The following is a 25,532-nucleotide window of genomic DNA, read 5'->3' as shown; positions in this document are numbered from 1 at the left end:
CGGTCGTCGCGTCCGACCGGCCGCCCCGAGGAGGCGGCGCGCCGAAGAGCCGCCGCCCTGCCAAGGCCTGCCGCACCTGCCCCACCGCGGGGCGGTCAGCCCGCCACCGCCTCCGCCCCCACCTCGGCCTCAGCCTCGTCCTCGGCCTCGTGGAGTGGCCAGTGGCCATCGACCACCGCGTCCGGCGTGCCCTTGCGGCGCAGCCAGGCCTGGAAATCGGCCGCCCATTGGGCGTACCAGACGACCTGCCGGCGGTGCAGCTCCCACAGGTCAAGACCCGCCACCTGGCCGTGCCGCTCCGCGACCGCATAGGCGACGTGGACCGCCGCCAGCGCGTCCGCCCCCGCGTCATGGGCGCGCTCATGGACCACCCCGTACTCCCCGCACACCGCCTCCAGCGTGCGCTTGCCCTTGCGATACCGGTCGACGGCCCGGTCTATCGTGTACGGATCCACGACCGGGCCGGTCTCGGCGCCGCCCAGCCGCTCGCCCAGCGAGGGCAGCCCATGGCGCCGCAACTCGGCTGCGAGCAGGCTCAGATCGAACGCCGCGTTGTACGCCACCACCGGCGCGCCCGCCAGCCAGTGGGCCACCAGCACGTCCGCTATCTCATCGGCCACCTCACGGGCGGGGCGTCCCTCGGCCGCCGCCCGCTCGGTGGTGATGCCGTGCACGGCCACGGCGTCGTCCGGAATGGTCACGCCCGGATCGGCCAGCCACTCGCGCCGCCCGACCGGCTCCCCGCCCCTCACCTCGACCACGGCCGCCGTCACGATCCGCGCCTCCGCCGGGTCCGTGCCCGTGGTCTCGAGGTCGAATCCGATCAACAGCTCCCGGTGCCAGCCCATACCGGCCCTCCTTCACTTCCCCCTGGTGTGCACCACCCTCCCACGCACCACTGACAACGCCCCGGGCCCACCGGGGCGATGAGCCGACTGGGGCGGCAAGTCCTCAGACGTCTGAGGACTCGTGTTAGAGTCCCCGCCGTCAGACATGATCGGGAGAGGTGGGGGCATGGCGGAGCCGACCAGGCTGCGGCACGGGCCTGTCGTACCGCAGGTCGAAGGCGCGCTGCGGGACATGCTGCGCGAGGGGCGCTGGGAGCGCGGCGAGCGGCTGCCCAACGAGGTGATGCTCGCGGCCGAGCTGGGCGTCGGCCGGTCCTCGGTACGGGAGGCCGTACGACTGCTGGCCCGGGACGGTCTGCTGGATGTGCGCCACGGCTCGGGCACGTTCGTCACCCGGACCGAGCCCGGGCAGACCGGGCAGCCCGGGCAGACCGGGCAGCCCGGGCAGAGTGGGCAGGCCGAGCAGACCGGGCAGGCCGACGCGGCCGGGGAGCTGGACCTGCGGCACCTGCTGCGCCGCGCCCGGCTGCTGGAGGTCTACGAGGTGCGCCGGGCCCTCGAGGTGGAGGCCGCCCGGCTGGCCGCCCGGCGGACCCGCCCCGAGGACATCGCCCGGCTCACCGCGGACCTGAAGCGGCGGCAGGAGGCCGCCGAGGCCGGGCCCGCCGCCTTTGTGGACGCCGATCTGGAGTTCCACCGGACGGTCGTCGAGCTGTCGGGCAACGCCGTGCTGCTCGGCCTGTTCGCCTCCGTGCTGCCGGTGCTGCGCGAGGCGCTGGTCGAGATGGTGACGTACGAGACCGGGCTGCCCGATCTGTCCTGCGCCCACGCGGATCTGCTGGACGCCCTGGCGCGCGGCGACGCCACGGCCGCGATCGCCGCCACCACCCGGCATCTGGAGGCCGTCATGGCTCTCGTCGATCCCCTCAGCCCTGCCGGGGAGGAGGTGCGATGACCGGCTCTCCCGTGCTGCGGGCCGAGGATGTCGACGTCGTACGCGACGGCCGGTATCTGCTGCGGTCGATCTCGCTGACCGTATGCGAGGGCGAGCACTGGGCGCTGCTCGGCGCCAACGGCGCGGGCAAGAGCACCCTGCTCGGCCTGCTCGGCGCGCTGACCCACCCCACCCGGGGCACGGTGCAGGTCCTCGGGCACACGCTGGGCCGGGTGGACCTGCGGGAGCTGCGCACCCTCGTCGGCCATGTCAACCCCCGCCATCCGCTGCGCTCCCCGCTGCGGGTGCGGGACGTGGTGCTGACCGGGCTGACCAACACCGTCGAGGCCGTTCCGCGCCGACGGCCCGAGCCCGGCCGGCTGGAGCAGGCCGAGCGGCTGCTCGACACGCTGGGGGTGGGCGACCGGCGGGACGCCCCGTGGCCGACCCTGTCCCAGGGCGAGCGCGGCCGGGTGCTGATCGCCCGGGCGCTGATGCCCCGCCCGCGTCTGCTGCTGCTCGACGAGCCGGCCACCGGCCTGGACCTGGCGGCGCGCGAGCAGCTGCTGGACAGCCTGGACGCGCTGGCGCGCGACCATCCAGAGCTCGCGACCGTCCTGGTGACGCACCATCTGGAGGAGCTGCCGGCCGGCACCACGCACGCCCTGCTGCTGCGCGAGGGGCGCGCCCTGGCCTCCGGGGCGGCCGACGAGGTGGTCACCACGGAGCCGATCAGCGCCTGTTTCGGCCACCCGGTCCGTATCGCCCGCACCGAAGGCCGCTGGACGGCCCGCACCATCCGGGCCCGTACCGGCGGCCCTGCCCGTACCGGCGGCCCTGCCCCTACCGATGGCCTCCTTCAGCCGGCCACCAGCGCGGCCATGGCCGCCGCCGACTCGGGGGCCAGCCGATAGATGCCCTGGACGCTGTGGGAGCGCTTCAACTCGCCGTCCTCGACGTGCTTGATGCGGCGCTCGCCCCGCCGGGAGCGGTAGGTCAAGGAGGCCAGGAGGTCGGGCGGCACCGCCCGGTCGAACCGCAGGGGCGAACCGGGCGGGCCGAGCAGCACCTCGCTCACCCCGCCCCCGGCCTTCAGCGCCCGCCAGCGCAGCACCCGGGCGTAGTCCTCGTCGGTGGTCAGCTCGCCGACCGTGTCGTACGGAAGGATCCGGCCCACCTCCATGCGGCCCAGCGCCCACAGCCGCTTGCGGAAGGCGCGCACGGGGTAGATGTGGTCGCCCTCCTTGACCCCGGCGCGCAGGAAGCTGGGCATCGACTGGAACGGCCCGCCGAAGAGGATCACGAGGCGCTCGCCCTCGTATCCCTCCTTCTTGAGGTACGCACACAGGTCGTTGGTCCACAGCATGGTGTAGGAATCCGGCATGCCGGGAGGCTAACCGCCGCCACTGACAGCCGCCGGAAGCCCCCGACGACCGCTGACAGCGCAGGTCAGGACACCGGCCGGGAGTCCGCCCACACGCTCTCGAACTCCTCCCGGTACGTACCGAACAGCCCGTTGTCGCCGTCGCGGCTCAGGTCCTGCCCGTCCCGAACCACATCGTGCCCGCGCCCGCCGCCGCGCAGCACCAGCACCGGGGCCTCGATGCCCCGGGCCTTGCGCAGATACGACTGGACGACGGCCAGACCGTCGGAGCCGTCGCCGTTGACCAGGTAGGCGGTGAAGCGCGGGGTCTCGTCGAAGACATGGATCTCGAACGCGCCGGGGTCGCGCAGCCGGGCGCGCACCCGCCGCATATGGAGGATGTTCATCTCCACCGACCGGCTCATCTCGCCCTTCTTGAGCCCCAGCTCGCGTTCGCGCCGCCGCACCGCGCTGCTGGCCGGGTTGAGGAACAGCAGCCGGGCCCGGCAGCCGGCCTCGGCGAGCCGGACCAGCCGGCGGCCGGAGTAGTTCTGGACCAGGAGGTTGAGCCCGATGCCGACGGCGTCGAGGCGGCGGGCGTTGCCGAACAGGTCCTCGACGGGCAGCTGCCGCTGCAGCCGTACACGGTCGGGGTGGACCCCCACGACGTCCGCGTACCGGTCCCCCACCAGATCCTCGACGGCGTCGATGGGCAGCCGGTCGGCGGAGGGGGTGCCGGTGCCGCTGCCGAGGATGTCCAGGAGCCGGGCGGAGGCTCGCTCGGCCTGGGCCAGGACGGTCACGGACAGGGCCCGGTTGCGGGAGACGACGTTGCGGGCGACCTCCAGCTCGTCCAGGGCCAGTTCCACCTCGCGCCGGTCATCGAGGTACGGCTCGAAGCACGGCCAGTGCTGGACGAGGAGTTCGCGCAGCTGCGGCAGGGTGAGGAAGCTGAGGACGTTGTCGTCGGCCGGGTCCAGCAGATAGCCCTTGCGGCGGCTCACCTCCCGTACGGCGACGGCGCGCTGCACCCACTCCTGCCCGGCGGGACCGGCCGCGGCGACGACCCAGTCGTCGTCGTGGACCGGCTCGTAGATGGGGCGGAGCACGGCGGCCACGACCGCGCGCAGCCGCTGCTCGACGAGGTTCAGCCAGATGTAGGCCCGCCCGGCCCGGCGTGCGCGGGTGCGCACCTCGGCCCAGGCGTCGGCGCCCCAGTCCAGTTCCGCTCCGATCTCCACCGGCTGTACCAGGGACACCGCACCGGGGGGTGTGTCGGTGGCGCTGTCACCCCCGGGAACCGCGTCCCCAGAAGGCAGCTCCAGCCCGCCCGAGCTCACCTGTGCACCGCCTTCCGCCCCCATCCAACGATCACCGCAGACTACTGCGGCGGACGGGGGCGGTGCAGCTCGATCGATCGACCTTACGGTCAACCTTCTTCTTGTGTATGGCCGTTGTGATCAGACAGTGCAGAAGGCGTGAGCGGATTCATAGCGGTGACGTCCCGGGGGGCGAGCTGGAAGCCCTGCCAGTGCACCGGCATGGGCTCCTGGTCCTCATCGCGGGCGATGTGGTGGAACCCGATGTTGACCCACACGATGGGGTGCTTGAGGGTCTCGCCGTTCACCCACTTGTCGACGCTCTTGCCCACACTGCAGCTGCGCGGGTTGTTGCTGGCGAACTGCTCGCATTTGTTGTATTCGGTGAAGTAAACGTCGTGCTTGGTGTAGCTGCGGCCGGGGAACTTGCTGGTGTGGCCGGGCACGATCTCGTAGCTGCGCGGATGGCCGTCCTTGTTCTTGCCCGCGGTGGACACGACTCGCCACCAGCGCTGGGCCGCGGCGTCCCCGGCCAGTTCCTTGGTGACCTGGGTGCGGGTGGTCTTGGTCTTGGGCTTCTGGCCGGTGGCCGTGGTGGTCTTGGAGTCGTACTGCTCGACCTTGCTCTTGGGGGAGCCGTCGAGGCCGAAGTTCAGCCGCCAGAAGACGTTGTGGGCGTGGCTGGTGGCGTAGTCCTTGGCGCCCTTGCCGATCGGCCAGCCGCGGCCGTCGCCCGCGTCGTAGTCGAGCGGGGAGAGCGTGCCGGTGGCGCCGACCTGCATGGTCATGGTGCCGTCGCCGGAGAACCGCCACTCGGTGATGTACTCGTACCAGCCGACCATGTTGACGGTGTAGAGGAGCAGGTCCTTGCCCTGGAGCTGGTAGACCTTGTTGCCGTCCGGACCGCCGGCGCCCATGCGGTAGGCGTGGCCGCGGGCTCGGGTGGTGGCGCACAGACCTTTCACATCCGGGTGATCCGGGTCCCATGCGCCCGGGACGCGGACGGTCTTGATGGTGCCGCCGGGGCATTCGGCCGGGTCGAGCTGTTGCAGCCCCTGGGCGAAGTCCTGGCCGGTGAGATCGTCGTACTCATTGCTGCCGTCGTCGTACGGCACATGGATCTGGGCGAGTTTCGCGCTGGTCAGCACCTTGATCGGGGCGGCCTCGCCCTTGGGCTGGTACGAGACGTTGTCGAGCACGAGCCCGGCCTTGCTGTCGTAGTGCCAGCACATCCGCCAGGTGGTGCCGCCGTCCAGCTTCTGCTCGATCTTGTACGCGGCCGAGCAGTCGGCCGCGGCGGCCGGGGCCTTCGCGGGCGCCTTGGGGGCGGCCTGGGCGGAGCCGGCCGGACCGGCGGCGACGCCCGTGACCCCGATGAGCGCGGAGGCGCCGAGGGCCGCCGCGACCCGGGCGCGGGCACGGCGAAGCCTTCTTTCAGGCATGGAGGTACTCCTGTGATGAACGTAAGGGTGTGCGGAAAGGAGCTCGCAGCGCGCGGCGGACGGGCCGTCAGCCGAGCCGGTGGACGGTGCGGTCGCTCAGGTCGATCACCAGCTGGCGGGTGTCGATCCACTGTCCGCCCGTGACCCGGGTGAACAGCCGTACGCAGCGGTGCTTCCCGCAGTCCGCGAGGGCGGCCGGCCCGGCGTTCTCCTCGTCTACGCGGTAGACGAAGCCGGTGACGGTCAGCTGGTCGGGGCCGGTCAGCGCTCTGCTGGTGGCGTCCTTGTAGTCCCGCTTGAGGCCGTCGCCGAGCTTGTCGGCGATCAGCAGCCGGGCGGCCTCACGTGCCTCGTCGCGGGTCGGCGGCGGCTGGACGCCGTGCTGGGTTTCGGTGTGTTCGACCTTGCCGGAGGCGAGGTCGACGGTCTTGATGACGTAGGCGTCATCCTTGTAGTCGTAGTACGAGACCTCGGCGCGGCGCGGCGGGTCGGCCTGTGCCGCCTCCTCGGGAGACAGCTCCGCGAGGTCGGTGGCCAGCCGCTGCGGGCCCTTGCCGCCGGTGACGTTCTCACCGCTGTCGCGGAGGCTCCGACCCACCGCGAGTTGTTCGGCGCGCTTCATCTCGTCGTCCGTGAGCGGATCCCGGCCGGTGCCCGTCTTCCCCTGAGCGGGGGCGGACTCCACGACAGCGGGCTGCTGCCGCGCCGACTTGCCCTGCTCGGCCGTCGAGCTCTGCGGGCCGCCGTCGCGCCCCGCCGCCGCGCCTTTCTCCTGGCCGGACGCGTCGCTCGGAAGCGTCACCCCCACCATCACCGCAGTGGCGGTGACCGCGATGGCCGCACCGGCCACCACCTTGCCCAGGTGGCGGTGCATTACTGTGCGCACATTCTCCCCCAAACACCCCTCAGGTCGCATGGGACCGCATACCGGGAGATCCAGTATGCGGAGTCACCCCGTAGGACGAACCGATCTCGTCGCAGGTTGCCTCCGTTTCCAGGAAGTTGTGGCGAAAGTGCTACGCCAGGGCGCGAGTTGGGCAAGGATTCCTCCTCGTCCCTCCTCGTCCGGCGCCAGGGGTGCTCGCGGGCCCCGGGGCAGAAGTGGAAGAGTCGACGCATGCAGGTCTGGCCGGGACAGGCTTACCCCCTGGGCGCCACCTACGACGGCGCCGGAACCAACTTCGCGGTCTTCTCCGAGGCCGCCGTGCGGATCGAGCTGTGCCTACTGCACGACGACGGCTCGGAGACCGCGGTGGAGCTGCGCGAAACCGACGCCTTCGTACGCCACGCCTATCTGCCGGGGATCATGCCCGGGCAGCGCTACGGCTTCCGGGCCCACGGCCCGTACCAGCCGGAGCGCGGCCACCGGTGCAACTCCGCAAAGCTGCTGCTCGACCCGTACGCCAAGGCGCTCAGCGGACAGATCAACTGGGGCGAGGAGGTCTACGGCTACCACTTCGACCGGCCCGAGAAGCGCAACGACCTCGACTCTGCCCCGCACACCATGGCCTCGGTCGTGGTCAACCCCTACTTCGACTGGGGCGACGACCGGCCGCCGCGCACCGACTACCACCGCACCGTCATCTACGAGGCCCATGTCAAGGGCCTCACCATGCGCCATCCGCGGCTCCCGGAGGAGCTGCGCGGGACCTACGCGGCGCTCGCGCACCCCGCGATCATCGAACATCTGACGGAACTGGGCGTCACCACGCTCGAACTGATGCCGGTGCACCAGTTCGTGCACGACCACCGGCTGGCCGACGCGGGTCTGTCGAACTACTGGGGCTACAACACCATCGGGTTCTTCGCCCCGCACAACGCCTACGCCTCCTGGGGCGACCGGGGACAGCAGGTCCTGGAGTTCAAGTCGGCCGTACGCGCCCTGCACCAGGCCGGTATCGAGGTGATCCTCGATGTCGTCTACAACCACACCGCCGAGGGCAACCACCTGGGGCCGACGCTGTCCTTCCGGGGCCTGGACAACGCCTCGTACTACCGGCTGGCGGGCGACCGGCGGTACTACACGGACACCACCGGCACCGGGAACTCCCTGCTGATGCGCAGTCCGCACGTCCTCCAGCTCATCATGGACTCGCTGCGCTACTGGGTGACCGAGATGCGGGTCGACGGCTTCCGCTTCGATCTGGCGGCCACCCTGGCCCGGCAGTTCCACGAGGTGGACCGACTGTCCTCGTTCTTCGACCTGGTGCAGCAGGACCCGGTGGTCAGCCAGGTGAAGCTGATCGCCGAGCCCTGGGACGTCGGCGAGGGCGGCTACCAGGTGGGGAACTTCCCGCCCCTGTGGACCGAATGGAACGGCAAGTTCCGCGATACGGTGCGCGATCTGTGGCGGGGCGAGCCGCGCACGCTCGCCGAGTTCGCCTCCCGGCTGACCGGCTCCTCCGACCTCTACCAGAGCGACGGGCGGCGACCGCTGGCCTCCGTCAACTTCGTCACCTGCCACGACGGCTTCACGCTGCGCGACCTGGTCTCGTACGACGAGAAGCACAACGAGGCCAACGGCGAGGGCAACCAGGACGGCGAGAGCTACAACCGCTCATGGAACTGCGGGGTCGAGGGCGAGACCGACGACCCGGCGGTGCGGGCGCTGCGCGAGCGCCAGATGCGCAACTTCATCGCCACGCTGATGCTGTCCCAGGGCGTGCCGATGCTCAGCCACGGCGATGAGTTCGCGCGCACCCAGCACGGCAACAACAACGCGTACTGCCAGGACAACGAGGGGTCCTGGGTGCACTGGCCGGAACGCAGAAACGCGGCTGTCCGGGCGGCCGAGGGGGACGCGTCGGCCGGGGCGGCCGGGACGTCCCAGGCTTCCGAGGCGGACGCGTCGGCCCTGGAGCTGCTGCGCTTCACCCGCTCGCTGATCTGGCTCCGCCGCGACCACCCGGTCTTCCGGCGGCGCCGCTTCTTCCACGGACGGCCGGTCGAAGGCACCCACGACGAGCTGTCCGACATCGCATGGTTCACGGCCGAGGGCGAGGAGATGCGGCAGCGCGACTGGCAGGCGGCGCACGCCAAGTCGCTGACGGTCTTCCTCAACGGCAGCGCGATCTCCGAACCGGGGCCGCGCGGGGAGCGGATCACCGACGACTCCTTCCTGCTGATGTTCAACGCGCACCACGAGCCGCTGGACTTCACGGTGCCCGTCGACCACGGCAAGCAGTGGCAGCTGGTCGTGGACACCTCGCTGCCGGAGGGCGTGGAGCCCGGCAGCGGGGCGAAAGTGGCGGCGGGCGACCGGCTGACGCTGGTGGACCGGAGCCTGCTGGTGCTGCAGCGACCGGGGTAGCCCCGCGGGACTGTGGTGTGTGTGGAGGGGGACGGGGCGGGTTCCCGTTCGGACGAAGAAACCCTCGTACGAGTGTTTGGCGGATGCTTCGATCTGATGCCGTGCGGGTTGTGGGTACGTACGTTCTATGACGTCCGACCGCACCGCGCCCGGGTCCACCGCGCCGACCGCCACCTACCGGCTGCAGCTGCAGCCCGCCTTCCCCTTCGAGGCGGCGGGCGCGGCCGTGCCGTATCTGGCCGCGCTCGGCGTCTCCCATCTGCACCTCTCACCGGTGCTGGAAGCCTGTCCCGGCTCCACCCACGGCTATGACGTGGTCGACCACTCGGCCGTGCGGGCGGAGCTGGGCGGCGAGGAGGGGCTGCGCGCCCTGGCCCGTACGGCGCACGCCCATGGGCTCGGGCTGATCGTCGACATCGTGCCCAACCACATGGCGGTGCCCGCCCCGGAGCGGCTGAACAGACCACTGTGGGAGGTGCTGAAGGACGGTCCCGCCTCACCGTATGCGCGGTGGTTCGACATCGACTGGGGCCGCCACTGCGGCAAGGTGCTGCTGCCGGTCCTCGGCGGCCCGCTCGGCGAGGAGCTGGCCGCGCTGCGGGTGGCGGACGGGGCGCTGCGCTACCACGACCACGAGTTCCCGCTGCGGGCCGGCACCGAGGGGCTGCCGCTGCCCGAGCTGCTGGACCGGCAGTGGTACCGGCTGGGCTGGTGGCGGCTGGCCCGCACGGAGCTGAACTATCGGCGCTTCTTCACCATCTCCGAGCTGATCGCGGTGCGGGTGGAGGACCCCGAGGTCTTCGCGGCGACCCATGGGAAGCTGCTGGAGCTGGTGCGCGACGGGGTGATCGACGGGCTGCGGGTGGACCACCCGGACGGCCTCGCCGATCCGGAGGGGTATCTGCGGCGGCTGGACCGGGAGGTGCGGGCCGCGGCGGGCGGCGGCCGGTGGACCGTCGTGGAGAAGATCCTCGGCCGGGGCGAGCGGCTGCCCGCACACTGGCCGGTCGCCGGCACGACCGGCTATGACGCCCTGCACCATATCGACGGCCTGTTCGTCGACCCGGCCGGGCTGGCGGAGCTGACCGCGCAGTACCGCGGCTTCGCCGCACCCCCCGAGGACCTGGGCGGCGACTGGCCGGCGACCGTGCGGCGCGCCGCGCGGCATGTGGTGACGCATGAGCTGGCCGCCGAGGTGGAGCGGCTGGTGCGCACCGCCGTGCGGATCTGCGCCGCCGAACCGCGGCTGCGCGACCACGCGCCGTGGGCGCTGCGCACGGCGATCCGCGAGCTGCTGGTGCGGCTGCCGGTCTACCGCCCGTACGTCTCCCCCGACACCCCGCCGACCCGGACGGACGCCGAGATGCTGATCCTGGCGGCGGGGGACGCGCGGGCGGCGTTCGCGGTGCGGGAGGAGGCGTGGGTGGTGTTCACCGTGCGGGACGCGGCGCTCGGCAGACTGGGCGACGGACCGCACCACCGCGACTTCTGCGCGCGATTCGCCCAGACCGCCGCCGCGCTGCGCGCCAAGTCGGTCGAGGACACGGCCTTCTACCGCTTCGCGCCGCTGCTCTCGGCGGCGGAGGTCGGCGGCGACCCGGGGCAACCGGCGGTCTCCCCCGACCGGTTCCACGCCTTCGCCGCCCGGCTGCAGGCCGACTGGCCCTCGACCGGCACCGTGCTGTCCACGCACGACACCAAGCGCAGCGCGGATGTGCGGGCGCGGCTCGCGGCGCTGACCGAGTGCCCGGACCGCTGGGGGCACCTGCTGGAGACAGTAGAGGTGCGGGAGGCACTGGAGGTGCGGGAGGTGCGGGAGGTGCGGGAGGTGCGGGAGAGGGTGCAGGTGACAGTGGAGGTGCGGGAGACGGCGGCGCCAGGCAGCGCGGCGGCGCCCGACGCCCATCTGGCGTGGACGGCCTGGCAGACGGCGGCGGGGCTGGGGTCGCCGGACGGCGAGCGGCTGGTTCCCGCGGTCCTGAAGGGGGTGCGGGAGGCGGGGCTGCGGACGACCTGGACCGAGCAGGACCCGGCGTACGAGGACGAGGCCGCCGCCTTCCTCAAAGCGGGCCCGTGCGACCCCGACCACCCGGCGTGGGCGGCGCTGGGGGGCGCGCTGGACGCCCCGGCGCGTGCCAACGCGCTGGGCGCGGCGCTGCTCCAGCTGACCATGCCGGGCGTGCCGGACCTCTACATGGGCACCGAGCACAGCTACGCCGCGCTGGTCGACCCGGACAACCGCCGCCCGCCCGAACCGCGCCCCGAGCTGCTGGCCCATCTGGACGCGGGGCGCGAGCCGGACGGGACGTCGGCCGAGAAACTGCTGCTGACCGCGGCGGCCCTACGGCTGCGGCGGCGCAACCCCCAGTGGTTCGGCCCGTCGGGCGCGTACACCCCGCTGGCCGTGGAGGGCCCGGCGGCGGCGCACTGTGTGGCCTTTCTGCGAACGGACGGCCGGGGCGAGGGCGACAGCGCGGAAGCGGGTGGGGGCGGCGGGGACGGCGCGGACGGCGGGGCGGTCACCGCCGTCACCCGGCTGTCGCGGCGGCTCGCGGAGGCGGGCGGCTGGCGCGGCACGGCGCTGGCGCTGCCGCCGGGCCGCTGGCGGGATCTGCTGACCGGGCGGACGGTCGAGGGCGCCGGCCCGTTGAGTGACCTTTTCGACCGATTTCCGGTGGCCCTGCTGATCCGGAGCTGACGGCCCGCCAGAACTGGCGCTGTGTTCGCGGTCTAAAGCATTTACAGGCACTCCGGTCGGCGCTACCTTCACAAAGTAACTTGGGAGCGCTCCCATACGACGGTTCCTGACCCGTTCGCGTCGAAGGGAAGAAGAAGCGCAATGCCACGACGATTGATGGCTCTCGCACGTCCCGCTCACCCGCCGGGCAGTTCCCGCGCCCGCCGGTCCGTACTGCTGGTGCTGCTCGGTGTGCTGCCCGCCCTCGGCCTGGTCTTCTTCGGCGGCGGCAGCGCCTCCGCGCACGGAGCGCCGATGGCGCCCGGCAGCCGCACCTATCTGTGCTGGAAGTACAGCCTGTCCAGCACCGGAGAGGTCAAGCCGACCAACCCCGCGTGCAAGGCCGCGTTCGACAAGGGCGGGGCCAACGCGTTCTACAACTGGTTCGCGGTGCTGCGGTCGGACGGGGCGGGCCGGACCAAGGGCTTCATCCCGGACGGCCAGCTGTGCAGCGGCGCGGCCACCGTCTACAACTTCTCCGGTTTCGACCTGGGCAGCAACGACTGGCCGGTGACCCATCTGACCGCCGGTAAGTCGATGCAGTTCGCCTACAACGCCTGGGCCGCGCACCCCGGTTCGTTCCGCAGCTACGTCACCAAGAACCCGATCGACCCGACGAAGCCGCTCACCTGGAACGATCTGGAGGACCAGCCGTTCAACACGGTGACGAACCCGCCGCAGACCGGCCCGGTCGGCACGGTGGACGGCAAGTACACCTGGACCGCCAATCTGCCCTCAGGCAAGAGCGGCCGCCACATCATCTACACCGTCTGGACCCGCTCGGACAGCCAGGAGACCTTCTACAGCTGCTCCGATGTGGTCTTTGACGGCGGCAATGGTGAGGTGACGGTGCCGGGCGCCTCCAGCGGCGGCAGCGACCCGACCGACCCGCCGACGGCCAAGTGCACCGCCGCCCAGAAGACCTCCAGCACCTGGAACGGCGGCTACCAGGCCGAGGTGACGGTGACCAACTCAGGCGCCACCCCCATCTCCTCCTGGATGGTCGACTGGAACCTGCCGTCCGGGCAGCGGGTGGACAGCGTCTGGAACGGCAAACTGACCGCCACGGGCTCATCGGCATCGGTCACCAATGCCGATTGGAACGGCTCATTGGCGGCCGGAGCGTCGACAACCTTCGGCTATGCGGCCAGCGGCGGCTCGCCCGACGCGGCGGCTGCGCCGATCTGTATGGTGCACTGACCCGATCCCGCGCAGCAGGCTGACCCGCGCAGCGCGCTGCCCCGACCCCTGATCCGCACGGTGCCCTGATCCGCTCCTCCGCCCTGTCAGGTGCACCTCACCCTGCCGGTCTGCCGTCCCCTTCCCCCTCGTGGGCGGCAGACCGGCCTTTCTCTGTCCGCCCCCACCACCCCCGGTCCAGCAGCCCGACGAAGGAGGCCGCGGCCCCGGTGAGTTCGACCCGGGAGAACGCCGTCAGCTCACGCTGCCAGGGCGGATCGAGGGGCAGCACCGCACAGTCGTACCTGGCGGCCACATGCGCGGGGGCGATGAGCACCCCCGCCCCGGCGGCGGCCAGCCGCACGGCGGTCGAGGTGTGGTCCGTATGGGCCCCCGTACGAGGCGTGAAGCCCGCCCGCTCACAGGTCAGATCGAGAAAGCGACGGCCCTCGATCACCGGCTCCAGCGCACAGCGCACCCAGTCCCGGTCCGCCAGCTCGGCCAGCCGCACGGAGCCCTGTTTGGCCAGCGGGTCGTCCGGCTCCACGACCACCACGAACTCCTCCTCGCCCAGCGACACCACGGGCCCCTGCCACCCCTTGGGGCGATGGCCGATCGCGACATCGGCCACGCCGCGCTCCATGCGGTCGCGCAACTCCTCGCCGGTGGCGTACTCATGGACCACCAGGCTCACCTTCCCGTGGCTCCGCCGCCAGCGCGCCAGAGCCTCAGGGAGCACCCCGATGGCCACCGCGTGCAGGGTGGCGATATGCAGCTCGCCGCCCGCCGCCCCGGCCGCCGCCCGCGCCGCGCGCCGCGCCTGCCGGGCGCTGCGCACCGCGAACTCGGCATGCGGCAGAAACGCCCGGCCCATGGGCGTCAGCCGCACCCCCCGCGGCAGCCGCTCCAGCAGCGGCCCACCGACCTCCCGCTCCAGGGCCTTGATCTGGTGCGAGAGCGCGGACTGGGTGACGCCCAGCAACTCGGCGGCATGGGTGAAGGACGCCTCCTCGACCACCGCCACGAGATATTCCATCTGGCGCAGACTCATCCGCCGCTTCCCCCTTCGCTATCACCCTCCCCATGCAGAAAATTCATCGTATCCAGAGAAACTTTGCCTTGGACTCATGTATCAGTAGGGGCACAGGCTGGACTCATGCATGAGACAGACATCATCGTCATCGGCGGCGGAACCGGCGGCTACAGCACCGCGCTGCGCGCGGCCGCCCTCGGTCTCGACGTCGTCCTGGCCGAACGCGACCTGGTGGGCGGGACCTGCCTGCACCGCGGCTGCATCCCCAGCAAGGCGATGCTGCACGCCGCGGAGCTGGTCGACGGCATCTCCGAGGCGCGCGAGCGATGGGGTGTGAAGGCCACCCTGGAGGCCGTGGACTGGTCCGCCCTCACCTCGACCCGCGACGACATCGTGGCCCGCAACCACCGCGGCGTCGAAGGCCATCTGTCCCACGCGGGCGTCCACGTGGTCCGCGGCTCCGCCGCCCTGACCGGACCGCGCACCGTACGCATCACGCCGGTCGGCACAGCGACCGGCACAGCGACCGGCGCGGGCGCGGACGCGGGTGGCGAATGGACCGCGCGGCGCGGCATCGTACTGGCGACCGGCTCCCGCCCGCGCACCCTCCCCGGGCTGGCGCCCGACGGCCAACGGGTCGTCACCAGCGACGACGCCCTCTTCGCCCCGGGACTCCCGGACTCCGTCCTGGTGCTGGGCGGCGGCGCGATCGGCGTCGAATACGCCTCACTGCACCGCTCCATGGGCGCGGACGTCACCCTGGTCGAGGCGGCGGACCGGCTGCTGCCGCTCGAGGACGCCGACGTCAGCCGCCACTTGACGCGTGGGCTGAAGAAGCGCGGCATCGAGGTGCTGACCGGCGCCCGGCTGGAGCACGCCGAGCCGTACGCGGACGGGGTGCGCGCCACCGTCCGCCCGGCCCGCGGCGAGCCGCGCACCCTCGACACCCGGCGGCTGCTGGTCGCCGTCGGCCGCGCCCCGGTCACCGACGGCCTGAATCTGAGCGCCGCCGGACTGACCACCGACGACCGCGGATTCATCACCCCCGCCGACTGGTCGCGGCTGGAGACCGCGGTGCCGGGCATCCATGTCGTCGGCGATCTGCTGCCGCCGCCCTCGCTCGGGCTGGCCCATGCCTCCTTCGCGGAGGGGCTGCTGGTGGCCGAGACCCTGGCGGGCCTCTCACCCCAACCCCAGCCCGCGTTCTACGACACGGTCCCCCGGGTGACCTACTCCAGTCCGCAGACCGCCGCCGTCGGCCTGTCGGAGGCTCAGGCGCTCGAGCGGGGCCTGGACGTCGTCGTCAACACCATGCCGCTGACCGCCGTGGCCAAGGGCATGGTGCATGGCCAGGGGGGCATGGTGAAGGTCGTCGCCGAGCGGGCGGGTGAGGGCACCGGCCAGGTGCTCGGCGTCCATCTCGTCGGCCCCCATGTCTCGGAGATGGTCGCCGAGAGCCAGCTGATCGTCGGCTGGGACGCCGAACCATCCGACGTGGCCCAGCACATCCATCCGCACCCCACCCTCTCCGAGGCCGTCGGCGAAGCCTTCCTCACTCTGGCCGGGCGCGGTCTGCATCAGATATGAGCGGACCGGACGGGCTACCGGACGGGGACTTGCCCGAGTCCTCGGCGACGGCCACCACGAGGAAGCCGACCACGGTCAGGCCGATGCTCGCGTACAGCTCATAGCCATCCAGGAACGGCAGAAAGCGGATCATCGCCATCAGCCGGAACCAGCCGATGAGCTCGTGGGCGATCCCGATGAGCCCCTGGAACAGCAGAAAGCCGCCCACCAACTCGCATGCCTTTCTCATGTATTCGAGGCTAGGCGGCGGTCCAGCGGGCGCGGGTCAGCCAAAGGTCTACGGCCCTGCAACTTTGGTCGATACCCGCGCCCGAGACCGCGACCGCGTCCCCGCTCGCCAGTAGATTCGTCGTATGGGCAGCTCAGACGCCGTGCCGACGGCAAGCAGCGAGCAGGCGCGGGCGCGCGACAGCGAGCGCGTCGGGACGCGCCGCACCATGCGCGACTGGATCGTGGACGTGTGCTGCATCTCGCTGGCGGCCCTGTTCTCTCTGACGGCCTCCGAGTCGATGGCCAACGACCCGTCGGTGTCGGACGAGGCGCTGTTCGCCGATCTGATGGCCGGTGTGGTGGCCTGTCTCGCGCTGTGGCTGCGCCGCCGCCGGCCCGTCGAGCTGGCGCTGGTGCTGCTGGCCGCGGGCGTGGTCTCGTACTACGTCGCGGGGCCGCTGCTCGTGGCGCTGTTCACGGTGGCGGTGCACCGGCCGCTGCGTACGGTCGCGTGGGTCGGCGGGGCGGCGCTGGCCCAGATCTTCGCCGCCTCGGCGGTGCACCCCGACCCCGACCTCGACTACATCGGAGACGTGCTGCTCGGTGCCCTGCTCATCAGCGGCGCCATCGGCTGGGGCATGTTCGTGCGCTCACGGCGCCTGCTGCTCGAATCGCTGCGCGAACGGGCGGCGCGGGCCGAGGCGGAGGCGGCGCTGCGCGCCGAGCGGACCCAGCGCCTGACGCGTGAGCGGATCGCCCGGGAGATGCACGATGTGCTCGCCCACCGGCTCTCCCTGCTGAGCGTGCACGCGGGCGCGCTGGAGTACCGGGCCGACGCGTCCCCGCAGGAGGTGGCCGAGGCCGCCGGGGTGATACGCAGCAGCGCGCACCAGGCGCTGCAGGATCTGCGCGAGGTGATCGGCGTGCTGCGGGCCCCAGACCCCGAAGATGCCGACGCGAAGGGCAGCCCGTCCGACGCCGAGGGCAGCCCGCCCGACCGGCCGCAGCCGACCCTCGCCGATCTGCCGCGGCTGGTGGAGGAGTCGCGCCGGGCGGGGATGCGGGTGACGCTGTCGGACGAGGCGGGCGTCACCGTGCCGGACGAGGCGGCCAGGGCGAGCGACGCGGCCGTGCCGGGCGAGGCGGCCGTGCCGGGCGCCACCGGCCGTACGGCCTACCGGATCGTGCAGGAAGGGCTGACCAACGCGCGCAAGCACGCGCCCGACGCGGAGGTGACGGTGACGGTGTCGGGGGCGCCGGGCGAGGGGCTGACCGTAGAGGTGCGCAATGCCGTACGCGCCCCGGTGCGCGCCGGCACACCCGCCGAGCCGCCGCACCACAGCGACCGGCCGGGGGAGATCCCCGGATCGGGCCAGGGCCTGGCCGGGCTGGCCGAGCGCGCGGCGCTGACGGGCGGCCGGCTGGAGTGCGGTCCTTCGGACGACGGGGACTTCCGGCTGCGCGCCTGGCTACCGTGGCCCGCATGAGCCCATCCCCAGCGGAGTCCCCATCGGAGTCCACCGACCAGGGACCCGCCCCCACGCCTGCCCCCGCGCCCGCCCCCGCCCCCATCCGCCTGCTGGTCGTCGACGACGACCCGCTGGTCCGCGCCGGGTTGCGGCTGATGCTGGGCGGCGCCTCCTCCGGTATCGAGATCGTGGGCGAGGCGTCCGACGGCACGGAGGTGGCCGCGCTCGTGGACCGCCACTCCCCCGATGTCGTCCTCATGGACATCCGTATGCCGACGGTGGACGGGCTCGCCGCGACCGAGCAGCTGCGGCAGCGCGAACCCGCCCCCGAGGTGGTGATCCTGACGACGTTCAACGCGGATGAGCATGTGCTGCGGGCGCTGCGCGCCGGAGCGGCCGGCTTCGTACTCAAGGACACGCCGCCCGCCGATCTCGTCGCGGCCGTGCGGCGGGTGGCGGCGGGCGAGCCGGTGCTGTCCCCCACCGTGACCCAGCAGCTCATCGAGCATGTGGCGGGTACCGGCCGGGACGCGCGGCAGGAGCGGGCCCGGGCGCTGCTCGACCAGTTGAACGACCGGGAGCGCGAGGTCGCGGTCGCCGTGGGCCAGGGCAAGTCCAACGCGGAGATCTCCGCGGGCCTGTTCATGAGCCTCGCGACCGTGAAGACCCACGTATCACGGATCCTGACCAAGCTGGATCTCAACAACCGCGTACAGATAGCCCTGTTGGCCCACGACGCCGGCCTGCTCGAATGACGCTCCCCGCAACCTCACGGCGCGGTGGGTGATTCGGCCTCGTACGCCTTGTGCAGCAGCTCCAGGAAGGACGGCGCCTCGGGCAAGGACACGGCGTCGATCCGGCTCACCGCCACGCCCGGCGTCCAGGAGTTCATGACCACGCCCCCGGCCAGCGCCGGCAGGTCGTCGAGCGTGATGTCCTGGACGCGTTGCGGGACGCCGAGGCGGTCCAGTTGCCGACGGACGATGCTCATGGTCATCCCGCCCAGCACCTCGGCCTGGGGCCACACCACCGAGTCACCGTCCCAGAAGGCGAGATTCCAGATCGTCGCCTCGCTGAGCCGCCCCCGCCGGTCGACGAACGCGGCGTCGTCGAAGCCCTGCGCGACGGCCTGGCGGAGGAAGTACGTCTTGGCCACCTCGCCGACATGCTTCACGGCCGGGAGAAACCGCTCATGCTCGAACACCGCCAGCGCCAGCGGGCCCTCCGGCCCGGCGGAGGGCGGTCCGGTACGGACCAGCACCTCGGGCTCCGCCCCGGCCCCGGCCGCGGTGAACTCGCCCGCCCTCGAGTAGACCGTGGCCGTCAGCGAGAGATCGGCCGGGCCGGCCTCCAGCGCCGCCCGCAGATACGACCGCACCTGGTCGTCGGGCAGCGCGCGGCCGAACAACTCCACCGAGGCGGTCCGCAGCCGCTCCAGATGGAGGTCGAGGCCCCGGACCCGGCCCCCGCGCACCTGCATGGCGGTGAAGTGGGCATAGCCCGCGAAGGCGAGCGGCGCCAGCTCCTCGGCGGTCGCCGCCCGGCCGTTACGGTGTGCGACGAAAGACGTCATGATCACTCCAGCAGTGGGGGACGGTAGGGAATCGACGGAGCGGGCGCGCAAGGTGGGCGATGCCCGCCCGCGGAGCCGACGTTATGGGTTGACATCAATGACAAGGTCAAGCGCGAGGAGGGCACGGCGCGGATCGGGCACCCTCCTGAGCCGTTCCAAAAACGCCTGGACAACGGTCCGTCGCCCCGCATAGAGTGCGGGCACGCCCATGATCGAGGAAGGAGGCGAGAGCTATGGACACGACGTCGTACCCGCGCTCCCGCCCCCTGTCCCCTGGGCGTACCGCCGTCTGATCACCGATCCGACCGGGAGCGCATCGCCATCCCGGAAGGAATCTCATGACCGAGCTGGTCATCCGCGCGCTCACCGAGAGTGACGCACATCTCTTCAACACCCTGCACGACCCCGGCCACGTCGGCCGCGCCCGCTTCGGCCACACCTACCGCACCCGCGCCGAGGGCGGCGACTACCGCCCCGACTGGACCTGGGTCGCGCTGCGCGACGGCCGTGTGGTCGCCCGCGCCGCCTGGTGGGGCGCGGCCGATGACACCAAGCCCATCGCCCTGGACTGGTTCGACTTCGCCGATGGCGAAGCCGACGCGGCGGCGGAGTTGCTGCGCACCGCCCCGCTGCGCGCCGAGTACAGCCTGCTGGCGGCGCCCGGCTGGCGCGACCGGCCCGAGGAGCGGGCCGCGGCGCAGGCCCGGATCGACGCCGCCGTCGCCGCCGGGATGGAGCCACTGGTGGAGCGCTACCGCTACGAGTGGACCCCCGAGTGCGGACTTCCCGAGCGGCCGGGGCGGCTGGAGTTCCGGCCCGAGCCCGACGACGAGAAGATCGCCGACGCGCTGCGCCGCATCATGCCGGGCACCCTCGACGCGCACGACCTGCGGGCCATCGCCCAGGGGGGCGTCGACGCCCCGGTGCGCGAGCTGATGGACTTCCTGAACTGGTGCCCGTCACCGCGCGAGTGGTGGCGGCTGGCCTGGACGCCGGAAGGCGAGCTGGTCGGCATCCAGGTACCCGCGCACAACCCGGGCGGCCCGTGCGTCGGCTACATCGGGGTGGTCGCGGAGCAGCGCGGCCACGGCTATGCGTACGACCTGCTGGTGGAGTGCACCCACGACCTGGTGGAACGGGGCGCGACGAAGATAGCGGCGGCGACCGACCAGCCCAACCTCCCGATGGCCAGGCACTTCGCCAAGGTGGGCTATCCCATCACCCAGGAGCGCATCGACCTCGTCTGACGCCCGTGGCATGCTGCGCGGCGCACCTCGCGTCGCGCAGCATGGTCTCCCAGCCACCGCTGAGGTGAGGAGACGTCAAGTGCTGTTCGAGGTGTGGGCACCGCGCGCCGGGCGGGTCGAGCTCCATCTGGAGGGCCGTACGGGCCGCGGTACGGGCCGTACGGGCCACCGCACGGACCGTGCGACGGCCCGTACGCAGCCCATGGAGCGCGTTCCGGCCCGGGAGGGGTGGTGGCGGGCGGCGGCCGAGGCGGGGCCCGGCGCGCGCTACGGCTTCGCGCTGGACGGCGGCGCGCCGCTGCCCGATCCGCGCTCCCGCCGCCAGCCCGACGGCCCCGAGGGCCTGAGCGCGGTCAGCGACCCCGCGGGCTTCGAATGGCGGCGGGAGTGGCGGGGCCGGCCGCTGCCGGGCGCGGTCCTGTACGAGCTGCACATCGGCACCTTCACCCGCGAGGGCACCTTCGACGCGGCCGCCGAACGCCTGCCGCACCTCGCCGAACTGGGCGTCACCCACATCGAGCTGATGCCCGTCTGCCCGTTCCCGGGGGCGCACGGCTGGGGGTACGACGGCGTGGCGCCGTGGGCGGTGCACGAGCCGTACGGGGGGCCGGAAGGGCTCGCGCGCTTCGTGGACGCCGCGCACGGCCACGGCCTCGGCGTGGTCCTGGACGTGGTCCACAACCATCTGGGCCCCTCCGGCAACCATCTCCCCTCCTTCGGCCCGTACTTCACCGACACCCACCACACGCCCTGGGGAGCGGCCGTCAACCTGGACGCCCCCGGCTCGGACGAGGTCCGCGCGTACTTCCTGGGCAGCGCCCTCGCCTGGCTGCGCGACTACCGCCTGGACGGGCTGCGGCTCGACGCGGTGCACGCGCTGCGCGACACCCGCGCCCGCCACTTCCTCGCCGAGCTGTCCGCCGCCGTGGACGCGCTCGCCGCCCAGGTGGGCCGACCGCTGTTCCTCATCGGCGAGTCCGACCTGAACGACCCGCGCACCACCACCCCGCGCGAGGCGGGCGGCCATGGGCTGCACGCGCAGTGGAACGACGACTTCCACCACGCCCTGCACACCCTCCTCACCGGTGAACGGCAGGGCTATTACGCCGACTTCGCCGCCGAGGGAGCGCATGCCCTCACCAAGACCCTGACCGGCGGCTTCTTCCACGACGGCACGTACTCGGCGTTCCGCGGCCGTAGCCACGGCGCCCCGCTGAACACCCTGACCACCCCCACGTACCGCCTGCTGGGCTACGCCCAGACCCACGACCAGATCGGCAACCGCGCGGTCGGCGACCGGCTCTCCGCCCGGCTCTCCCCCGGGCTGCTGGCCTGCGCGGCCGCCGTCGTGCTGTGCTCGCCCTTCACCCCGATGCTCTTCATGGGCGAGGAGTGGGGGGCGGCTACGCCCTGGCAGTACTTCACGGACCACCAGGACCCGGCGCTCGCCGAGGCCGTACGGCGTGGCCGGCGGCGGGAGTTCGCCGCCCACGGCTGGGCGGAGGAGGACGTCCCCGACCCGCAGGACCCGGCGACGCGGCTGCGCTCCTGCCTGGACTGGACCGAGCCGACCCGCGAGCCGCACACGGAACTGCTCGACTGGCACCGGCGGCTGATCGCCCTGCGCCGCGCCGAACCGGCCATGACCGACCCCCGGTGGTCCGCCACCGGCCCGTCCGTCTCCTCGGACGGCTGTATCGACTTCCGGCGCGGCCCGCTGTGCGTCGTGATCAACCCGTACGACCGCCCGGCCGAGGCCCGCCTCGGCCCGCCCGCCGACGACCGCACCGAGGTCGTCGCCGCCTGGCGGCCCATCGACCCGCCCGACCCGGACGGCGCCCTGCGGCTGCCGCCGGAGACGGCCGTGGTGCTACGGCTCGGCGCCCCACAGGGGCCAGGAGATCAGCTCTCCTTCGGCTCCAGCCGCAGCGAGATCGAGTTGATGCAGTAGCGCTGGTCGGTCGGGGTCGGGTAGCCCTCGCCCGCGAAGACATGGCCGAGGTGGGAGCCGCAGCGCGCGCAGCGGACCTCGGTGCGGACCATGCCGAGCGAGCGGTCCTCGATCAGTTCGACGGCGGAGGACTCGGCCGGGTCGTAGAAGGACGGCCAGCCGCAGTGGCTCTCGAACTTGGTCTCGGAGCGGAACAGCTCGGCCCCGCAGGCCCGGCAGGAGTAGACGCCGGCCGTCTTGGTGTCGGTGTACTCACCCGTGAAGGCGCGCTCGGTACCGGCCTCGCGGAGGACCTGGTACTCCTGCGGGGTCAGCTCCGCGCGCCACTGCTCTTCCGGCTTGTCGATCTCGTACGCCATGGACTCGCTCTCCTAGCTCTCCAGGCGGGCGAGGATCTCCGGACCGAGGTCCGTGACATCGCCCGCGCCCATGGTGAGAACAAGGTCACCGGGCTTGGCCATTCCGGCGATCAGCTCGGGGATCGCGGTCCGGTCGTGCTCGGCGGTGACGTCGGCGCCGTGGCGGGCGGCGGCGTCGATGATCAGGGCGCTGGTGATGCCGGGGACGGGGTCCTCGCGGGCGGGGTAGATGTCCAGGACGACGCTGGCGTCGGCGAGGGCGAGCGCCTGGCCCATCTCGACGCCCAGCTCGCGGGTGCGGCTGAAGAGGTGCGGCTGGAAGACGACCAGCACCCGGCCGTCACCGGCACCGCCGCGGATCGCCTCGAGGTCGGCGGAGATCTCGGTGGGGTGGTGTGCGTACGAGTCGATGACCTGCACCCCGGCGGCGACGCCCTTGGGCTGGAGGCGGCGCCTGACGCCGGTGTACGAGCCGAGGGCGGGGGCCAGCTCGCGGGCGCGGACGCCGAGGGCGGCGCCCGCGGTCAGGGCGGCGACGGCGTTGAGGGCGTAGTGGCGGCCGGGGACGGAGACGGTGAAGGTCAGCTCGCCACCGCCCAGGGCGTCCGGGAGAAGGACGGTGACCTCGCTGGTCAGTCCCCGCTGGGCGATGTCCAGGACACGTACGTCCGCGCCCGGGTCCTCGCCGTAGGTCAGCACGCGCAGGCGCTCCTGGCCGGTGACGTCGCCGGTGAGGCGGCCGGTGACGCGGCCGGTCAGCTCGCGGGCGCCGGGGTGGTCGGCGGAGACGACCAGCGTGCCGCCGGGCCGGATCCGCTCCACGAAGGTCTGGAACGACTCGTGGATCTCCTCCATCGAGGCGTAGTTGGCGTGGTGGTCGAGCTCCACATTGAGGATGATCGCGACCTCGGGCGCGTACTTGTGGAAGCTGCGGTCGCTTTCGTCCGCCTCGGCGACGAAGATCTCACCGCCGCCGTACTGGGCGTTGGAGCCGGGGGCGTCCAGGTCGCCGCCGATCGCGTACGACGGGTCGAGGCCCAGGGTGGTGAGCGAGACGGCCAGCATGGAGGTGGTGGTCGTCTTGCCGTGGGTGCCCGCGACCGCGATGGGGCGGGCGCCGTCCATCAGGCCGGCCAGCGCGTCGGAGCGGTGTATGACGGGGATGCCGCGCTCGGCGGCCGCGGTCAGCTCGGCGTTGTCCGCGCGGATCGCGCTGGAGACGACCACGCTGGTGGCGTCGGCCGCCAGATGCCCGGCGGCGTGGCCGATGTGCACCGTCACGCCGAGGGCGCGCAGCGCCTCGACGGTCGGGGAGTCCTTGGAGTCGCTGCCCGCGACCCGCGAGCCGCGCATGGCGAGGATCTTCGCGATGCCCGACATCCCGGCGCCGCCGATGCCGATGAAGTGCGGTCGGGCCATCGCGTCGGAGGCAAAGCCGGCCGGTGCCATGTACGGGTCTCCCCTGGGTCGCGGTTCGTCACTGTCGGGCCCGATTCTCGCACCTCGTGGGGAGGGGTCCGGCGAAGGCCCGTCCGGTACACCGGCCGGGGCGGGTACGGAGTGGGAGTGCGCCCTGTGGTCAGGCGCCCTTCGTCGGCTGCTCCTCGTCGGCCGCGTGCGAGAAGAGCTTGAGCACCGGGACGCCCACCTTGTGCCGAGCCCGCGACGCCCAGTCCCGGTGGAAGAACTCCTCCACGAAGTGCGGCTCGGTCAGCACGATCACCTCGTCCGCGCCGGCCCGCTCGACCACGCCGCGCAGCGCGTCCAGCGGATGGCGCTGGACGACCTCCCCGCCGGCCTCGCTGCCCGCCGCGCGAAGGGCGGCGAGGGAGAGGCGCAGGGCGCGCTCGGCGGGCTCCAGCGCCTCCTGGCCCTCCGGCTCGTCGCGCTCCTGGACGGCGTGCTCCAGGTCGCCGAGCGCGATGTCGTCGATCGCGCGCAACAGCCGGTCCTTGCTGCCCCGCGGCTGCATGAGCACGACGAAGGAGACCGCGTCGTCGCCGTGCAAGGTCGTGACGAATTCCACGTCGACGGGGCTCAGGGGCTTCTCGATCATCAATACGCTCGTGAACACTGCCGGCGCCCTCTCATGCGATTTATTCCGTATATTCCGTTTTTAACTAAACCCAATTATCGCCTTATTGCCGCGTGCGGCGGTAGCTGGTGAAAAGAAACCCGGCGTCCTCCAGGACGGAAAAGAGGGTGAACCGTTCCGGTTCCACCAGCGCCGGGCCCTTGACGATCCGCTCCGCATCGCCCGCCGCGATCAGCGGGGCCAGCGACAGACACAGCTCGTCAAGCACCCCGGCCGCCGCGAACTGCCCGAGCAGCTTAGGCCCGCCCTCCGACAGCAGCCGCGTCAAACCGCGCTCGGCGAGCGCGGCCACCACCCGCTCCGGATCCACCCCGGCCCCCTCCCCCGCCAGCACCACCTCGGCGCCCGCCCGCCGGGCCGCCGCCAGGCGGTCCGCTGGGGCCTGAGCGCCGGTGACCACCAGCGTGGGCACCAGCGGCTCGGTGAACAGCGGCAACGAGAAATCCAGGTCCAGGCTCGCGCTGACCACGGCGATCGCGGCCACCGGCGGGCGCCCCTGCGCCGCCCGCCGGGCGACGAACGCCTCGCGGGCGCGGGCCGGGCGGTAGCCCTCCCGGCGTACGGTCTCGGCGCCGACCACGACCGCGTCGGCCAGCCCCCGCAGCACCCCGAAGATCCGCATATCGGCGGCGGAGGACAGCTGCTGCGACCGCCCGTCGTGGTGGGCGGCGCCGTCCAGCGAGGACACCATGTTGGCCCGCAGCCAGGCCGCCGCGGGCCGTCCTCCCGGTCCGGCCGGGAGGTCCGAGAGGTCCGGGTAGGCGTACGCGTCGGCCAGTTCGTCCAGCCCCCACTCGCGGTCTTCTCCCGAGGATGGTTCGGCGGGCGTTTCGGTCGGCAGCGGGAACAGGCGTCGCATAGGCCGCAGTGTGACAT

22 protein-coding genes are annotated in these 25,532 nt (G+C 72.5%); 10 read left to right on the top strand and 12 right to left on the bottom strand.

Features of this window, described 5'->3' with window-relative positions:
- Positions 1-95: 95 nt before the first annotated feature.
- Positions 96-848, bottom strand: coding sequence for a 3'-5' exonuclease (locus ACFV2X_RS26400; protein ID WP_385620768.1), 753 nt, complete (start codon positions 846-848; stop codon positions 96-98).
- A gap of 166 nt (positions 849-1,014) precedes the next feature.
- Here ACFV2X_RS26400 and ACFV2X_RS26395 point away from each other — a divergent pair, with 166 nt between their 5' ends.
- Both ACFV2X_RS26395 and ACFV2X_RS26390 read left to right on the top strand, forming a co-directional pair.
- Positions 1,015-1,803 (top strand): FadR/GntR family transcriptional regulator, encoded by a 789-nt coding sequence (locus ACFV2X_RS26395; RefSeq protein ID WP_385620766.1) that lies wholly within the window; start codon positions 1,015-1,017, stop codon positions 1,801-1,803.
- The gene (locus tag ACFV2X_RS26390) at positions 1,800-2,696 is read left to right on the top strand and encodes an ABC transporter ATP-binding protein (protein WP_385620764.1); all 897 of its coding nucleotides are present in this window, start codon (positions 1,800-1,802) and stop codon (positions 2,694-2,696) included. The genes ACFV2X_RS26395 and ACFV2X_RS26390 overlap by 4 nt, the downstream gene beginning before the upstream one ends.
- Here the strand turns inward: ACFV2X_RS26390 and ACFV2X_RS26385 are convergent.
- The 4 genes from ACFV2X_RS26385 to ACFV2X_RS26370 all read right to left on the bottom strand — a co-directional run bounded on the left by ACFV2X_RS26385 (position 2,642) and on the right by ACFV2X_RS26370 (position 6,780).
- Positions 2,642-3,166: a hypothetical protein gene (locus ACFV2X_RS26385; protein WP_385620761.1), complete on the bottom strand. Its 525-nt coding sequence runs from the start codon at positions 3,164-3,166 to the stop codon at positions 2,642-2,644. The two genes, ACFV2X_RS26390 and ACFV2X_RS26385, sit on opposite strands and share 55 nt — an antisense overlap.
- A gap of 65 nt (positions 3,167-3,231) precedes the next feature.
- On the bottom strand, positions 3,232-4,509 hold the full coding sequence (locus ACFV2X_RS26380; RefSeq protein WP_385620759.1) for an SAV2148 family HEPN domain-containing protein: 1,278 nt from the start codon (positions 4,507-4,509) through the stop codon (positions 3,232-3,234).
- Positions 4,510-4,574: 65 nt separating this feature from the next.
- Positions 4,575-5,906 carry a copper amine oxidase gene (locus ACFV2X_RS26375; RefSeq protein ID WP_385620755.1) on the bottom strand — a complete coding sequence of 444 codons (1,332 nt, stop codon included), beginning with the start codon at positions 5,904-5,906 and terminating at the stop codon, positions 4,575-4,577.
- A gap of 67 nt (positions 5,907-5,973) precedes the next feature.
- The gene (locus ACFV2X_RS26370; protein ID WP_385620752.1) at positions 5,974-6,780 is read right to left on the bottom strand and encodes a Tat pathway signal sequence domain protein; all 807 of its coding nucleotides are present in this window, start codon (positions 6,778-6,780) and stop codon (positions 5,974-5,976) included.
- A 243-nt stretch (positions 6,781-7,023) separates the two neighbouring features.
- On the opposite strand from ACFV2X_RS26370, the gene glgX reads away from it, so the two are divergent.
- From glgX to ACFV2X_RS26355, 3 genes are all read left to right on the top strand, one after another.
- Complete coding sequence (glgX, locus tag ACFV2X_RS26365; protein ID WP_385620749.1) at positions 7,024-9,216, top strand: glycogen debranching protein GlgX; 2,193 nt, start codon at positions 7,024-7,026, stop codon at positions 9,214-9,216.
- A gap of 127 nt (positions 9,217-9,343) precedes the next feature.
- Positions 9,344-11,914, top strand: a complete 2,571-nt coding sequence (gene treY / locus ACFV2X_RS26360; protein WP_385620746.1) for a malto-oligosyltrehalose synthase — start codon at positions 9,344-9,346, stop codon at positions 11,912-11,914.
- A gap of 141 nt (positions 11,915-12,055) precedes the next feature.
- On the top strand, positions 12,056-13,153 hold the full coding sequence (locus tag ACFV2X_RS26355) for a lytic polysaccharide monooxygenase (protein WP_385620744.1): 1,098 nt from the start codon (positions 12,056-12,058) through the stop codon (positions 13,151-13,153).
- Between the two features lie 97 nt (positions 13,154-13,250).
- Here ACFV2X_RS26355 and ACFV2X_RS26350 read toward each other — a convergent pair whose 3' ends face one another.
- A complete protein-coding gene (locus ACFV2X_RS26350; RefSeq protein ID WP_385620742.1) occupies positions 13,251-14,183 on the bottom strand; it encodes a LysR family transcriptional regulator in 933 nt (310 codons plus the stop codon).
- Between the two features lie 105 nt (positions 14,184-14,288).
- On the opposite strand from ACFV2X_RS26350, the gene lpdA reads away from it, so the two are divergent.
- Complete coding sequence (lpdA, locus tag ACFV2X_RS26345; RefSeq protein WP_385620739.1) at positions 14,289-15,752, top strand: dihydrolipoyl dehydrogenase; 1,464 nt, start codon at positions 14,289-14,291, stop codon at positions 15,750-15,752.
- Here lpdA and ACFV2X_RS26340 read toward each other — a convergent pair.
- Positions 15,718-15,981, bottom strand: coding sequence for a hypothetical protein (locus tag ACFV2X_RS26340; RefSeq protein WP_385620738.1), 264 nt, complete (start codon positions 15,979-15,981; stop codon positions 15,718-15,720). The genes lpdA and ACFV2X_RS26340 overlap by 35 nt on opposite strands.
- A gap of 124 nt (positions 15,982-16,105) precedes the next feature.
- Here ACFV2X_RS26340 and ACFV2X_RS26335 point away from each other — a divergent pair, with 124 nt between their 5' ends.
- Together ACFV2X_RS26335 and ACFV2X_RS26330 are read left to right on the top strand one after the other, a co-directional pair.
- The gene (locus ACFV2X_RS26335; RefSeq protein WP_385620736.1) at positions 16,106-17,449 is read left to right on the top strand and encodes a histidine kinase; all 1,344 of its coding nucleotides are present in this window, start codon (positions 16,106-16,108) and stop codon (positions 17,447-17,449) included.
- 137 nt (positions 17,450-17,586) lie between these two features.
- Entirely contained in the window at positions 17,587-18,186 is a 600-nt protein-coding gene (locus ACFV2X_RS26330; RefSeq protein WP_385620930.1) for a response regulator, read from the top strand.
- Between the two features lie 14 nt (positions 18,187-18,200).
- Here the strand turns inward: ACFV2X_RS26330 and ACFV2X_RS26325 are convergent, their stop codons facing one another.
- The gene (locus ACFV2X_RS26325; RefSeq protein WP_385620733.1) at positions 18,201-19,004 is read right to left on the bottom strand and encodes an aminotransferase class IV family protein; all 804 of its coding nucleotides are present in this window, start codon (positions 19,002-19,004) and stop codon (positions 18,201-18,203) included.
- Positions 19,005-19,342: 338 nt separating this feature from the next.
- On the opposite strand from ACFV2X_RS26325, the gene ACFV2X_RS26320 reads away from it, so the two are divergent.
- Together ACFV2X_RS26320 and treZ are read left to right on the top strand one after the other, a co-directional pair.
- The gene (locus tag ACFV2X_RS26320) at positions 19,343-20,251 is read left to right on the top strand and encodes a GNAT family N-acetyltransferase (protein ID WP_385620731.1); all 909 of its coding nucleotides are present in this window, start codon (positions 19,343-19,345) and stop codon (positions 20,249-20,251) included.
- 79 nt (positions 20,252-20,330) lie between these two features.
- On the top strand, positions 20,331-22,202 hold the full coding sequence (gene treZ / locus ACFV2X_RS26315) for a malto-oligosyltrehalose trehalohydrolase (RefSeq protein ID WP_385620729.1): 1,872 nt from the start codon (positions 20,331-20,333) through the stop codon (positions 22,200-22,202).
- Here the strand turns inward: treZ and msrB are convergent.
- The 4 genes from msrB to ACFV2X_RS26295 all read right to left on the bottom strand — a co-directional run bounded on the left by msrB (position 22,154) and on the right by ACFV2X_RS26295 (position 25,515).
- Complete coding sequence (gene msrB / locus ACFV2X_RS26310) at positions 22,154-22,561, bottom strand: peptide-methionine (R)-S-oxide reductase MsrB (protein WP_089508767.1); 408 nt, start codon at positions 22,559-22,561, stop codon at positions 22,154-22,156. The two genes, treZ and msrB, sit on opposite strands and share 49 nt — an antisense overlap.
- Before the next feature lie 12 nt (positions 22,562-22,573).
- Positions 22,574-24,010: a UDP-N-acetylmuramate--L-alanine ligase gene (gene murC, locus ACFV2X_RS26305; protein ID WP_385620727.1), complete on the bottom strand. Its 1,437-nt coding sequence runs from the start codon at positions 24,008-24,010 to the stop codon at positions 22,574-22,576.
- Between the two features lie 130 nt (positions 24,011-24,140).
- The gene (locus tag ACFV2X_RS26300) at positions 24,141-24,617 is read right to left on the bottom strand and encodes an indole-3-glycerol phosphate synthase (protein WP_385620725.1); all 477 of its coding nucleotides are present in this window, start codon (positions 24,615-24,617) and stop codon (positions 24,141-24,143) included.
- Between the two features lie 82 nt (positions 24,618-24,699).
- Positions 24,700-25,515, bottom strand: coding sequence for a pyrimidine reductase family protein (locus tag ACFV2X_RS26295; RefSeq protein WP_385620723.1), 816 nt, complete (start codon positions 25,513-25,515; stop codon positions 24,700-24,702).
- Positions 25,516-25,532: the final 17 nt, after the last annotated feature.

It is taken from the genome of Streptomyces sp. NPDC059679, assembly GCF_042734105.1.
Classification (GTDB): domain Bacteria; phylum Actinomycetota; class Actinomycetes; order Streptomycetales; family Streptomycetaceae; genus Streptomyces.
This window is presented reverse-complemented; position numbering and strand designations above follow the sequence as displayed.

What these genes read in the sequence shown, in the direction of transcription:
- ACFV2X_RS26400 (WP_385620768.1), bottom strand. Translation starts at nt 848, where the DNA reads ATGGGCTGGCACCGGGAGCTGTTGATCGGATTCGACCTCGAGACCACG.
- ACFV2X_RS26395 (WP_385620766.1), top strand. Translation starts at nt 1,015, where the DNA reads ATGGCGGAGCCGACCAGGCTGCGGCACGGGCCTGTCGTACCGCAGGTC.
- ACFV2X_RS26390 (WP_385620764.1), top strand. Translation starts at nt 1,800, where the DNA reads ATGACCGGCTCTCCCGTGCTGCGGGCCGAGGATGTCGACGTCGTACGC.
- ACFV2X_RS26385 (WP_385620761.1), bottom strand. Translation starts at nt 3,166, where the DNA reads ATGCCGGATTCCTACACCATGCTGTGGACCAACGACCTGTGTGCGTAC.
- ACFV2X_RS26380 (WP_385620759.1), bottom strand. Translation starts at nt 4,509, where the DNA reads ATGGGGGCGGAAGGCGGTGCACAGGTGAGCTCGGGCGGGCTGGAGCTG.
- ACFV2X_RS26375 (WP_385620755.1), bottom strand. Translation starts at nt 5,906, where the DNA reads ATGCCTGAAAGAAGGCTTCGCCGTGCCCGCGCCCGGGTCGCGGCGGCC.
- ACFV2X_RS26370 (WP_385620752.1), bottom strand. Translation starts at nt 6,780, where the DNA reads ATGCACCGCCACCTGGGCAAGGTGGTGGCCGGTGCGGCCATCGCGGTC.
- glgX (WP_385620749.1), top strand. Translation starts at nt 7,024, where the DNA reads ATGCAGGTCTGGCCGGGACAGGCTTACCCCCTGGGCGCCACCTACGAC.
- treY (WP_385620746.1), top strand. Translation starts at nt 9,344, where the DNA reads ATGACGTCCGACCGCACCGCGCCCGGGTCCACCGCGCCGACCGCCACC.
- ACFV2X_RS26355 (WP_385620744.1), top strand. Translation starts at nt 12,056, where the DNA reads ATGCCACGACGATTGATGGCTCTCGCACGTCCCGCTCACCCGCCGGGC.
- ACFV2X_RS26350 (WP_385620742.1), bottom strand. Translation starts at nt 14,183, where the DNA reads ATGAGTCTGCGCCAGATGGAATATCTCGTGGCGGTGGTCGAGGAGGCG.
- lpdA (WP_385620739.1), top strand. Translation starts at nt 14,289, where the DNA reads ATGCATGAGACAGACATCATCGTCATCGGCGGCGGAACCGGCGGCTAC.
- ACFV2X_RS26340 (WP_385620738.1), bottom strand. Translation starts at nt 15,981, where the DNA reads ATGAGAAAGGCATGCGAGTTGGTGGGCGGCTTTCTGCTGTTCCAGGGG.
- ACFV2X_RS26335 (WP_385620736.1), top strand. Translation starts at nt 16,106, where the DNA reads ATGGGCAGCTCAGACGCCGTGCCGACGGCAAGCAGCGAGCAGGCGCGG.
- ACFV2X_RS26330 (WP_385620930.1), top strand. Translation starts at nt 17,587, where the DNA reads ATGCTGGGCGGCGCCTCCTCCGGTATCGAGATCGTGGGCGAGGCGTCC.
- ACFV2X_RS26325 (WP_385620733.1), bottom strand. Translation starts at nt 19,004, where the DNA reads ATGACGTCTTTCGTCGCACACCGTAACGGCCGGGCGGCGACCGCCGAG.
- ACFV2X_RS26320 (WP_385620731.1), top strand. Translation starts at nt 19,343, where the DNA reads ATGACCGAGCTGGTCATCCGCGCGCTCACCGAGAGTGACGCACATCTC.
- msrB (WP_089508767.1), bottom strand. Translation starts at nt 22,561, where the DNA reads ATGGCGTACGAGATCGACAAGCCGGAAGAGCAGTGGCGCGCGGAGCTG.
- murC (WP_385620727.1), bottom strand. Translation starts at nt 24,010, where the DNA reads ATGGCACCGGCCGGCTTTGCCTCCGACGCGATGGCCCGACCGCACTTC.
- ACFV2X_RS26300 (WP_385620725.1), bottom strand. Translation starts at nt 24,617, where the DNA reads ATGATCGAGAAGCCCCTGAGCCCCGTCGACGTGGAATTCGTCACGACC.
- ACFV2X_RS26295 (WP_385620723.1), bottom strand. Translation starts at nt 25,515, where the DNA reads ATGCGACGCCTGTTCCCGCTGCCGACCGAAACGCCCGCCGAACCATCC.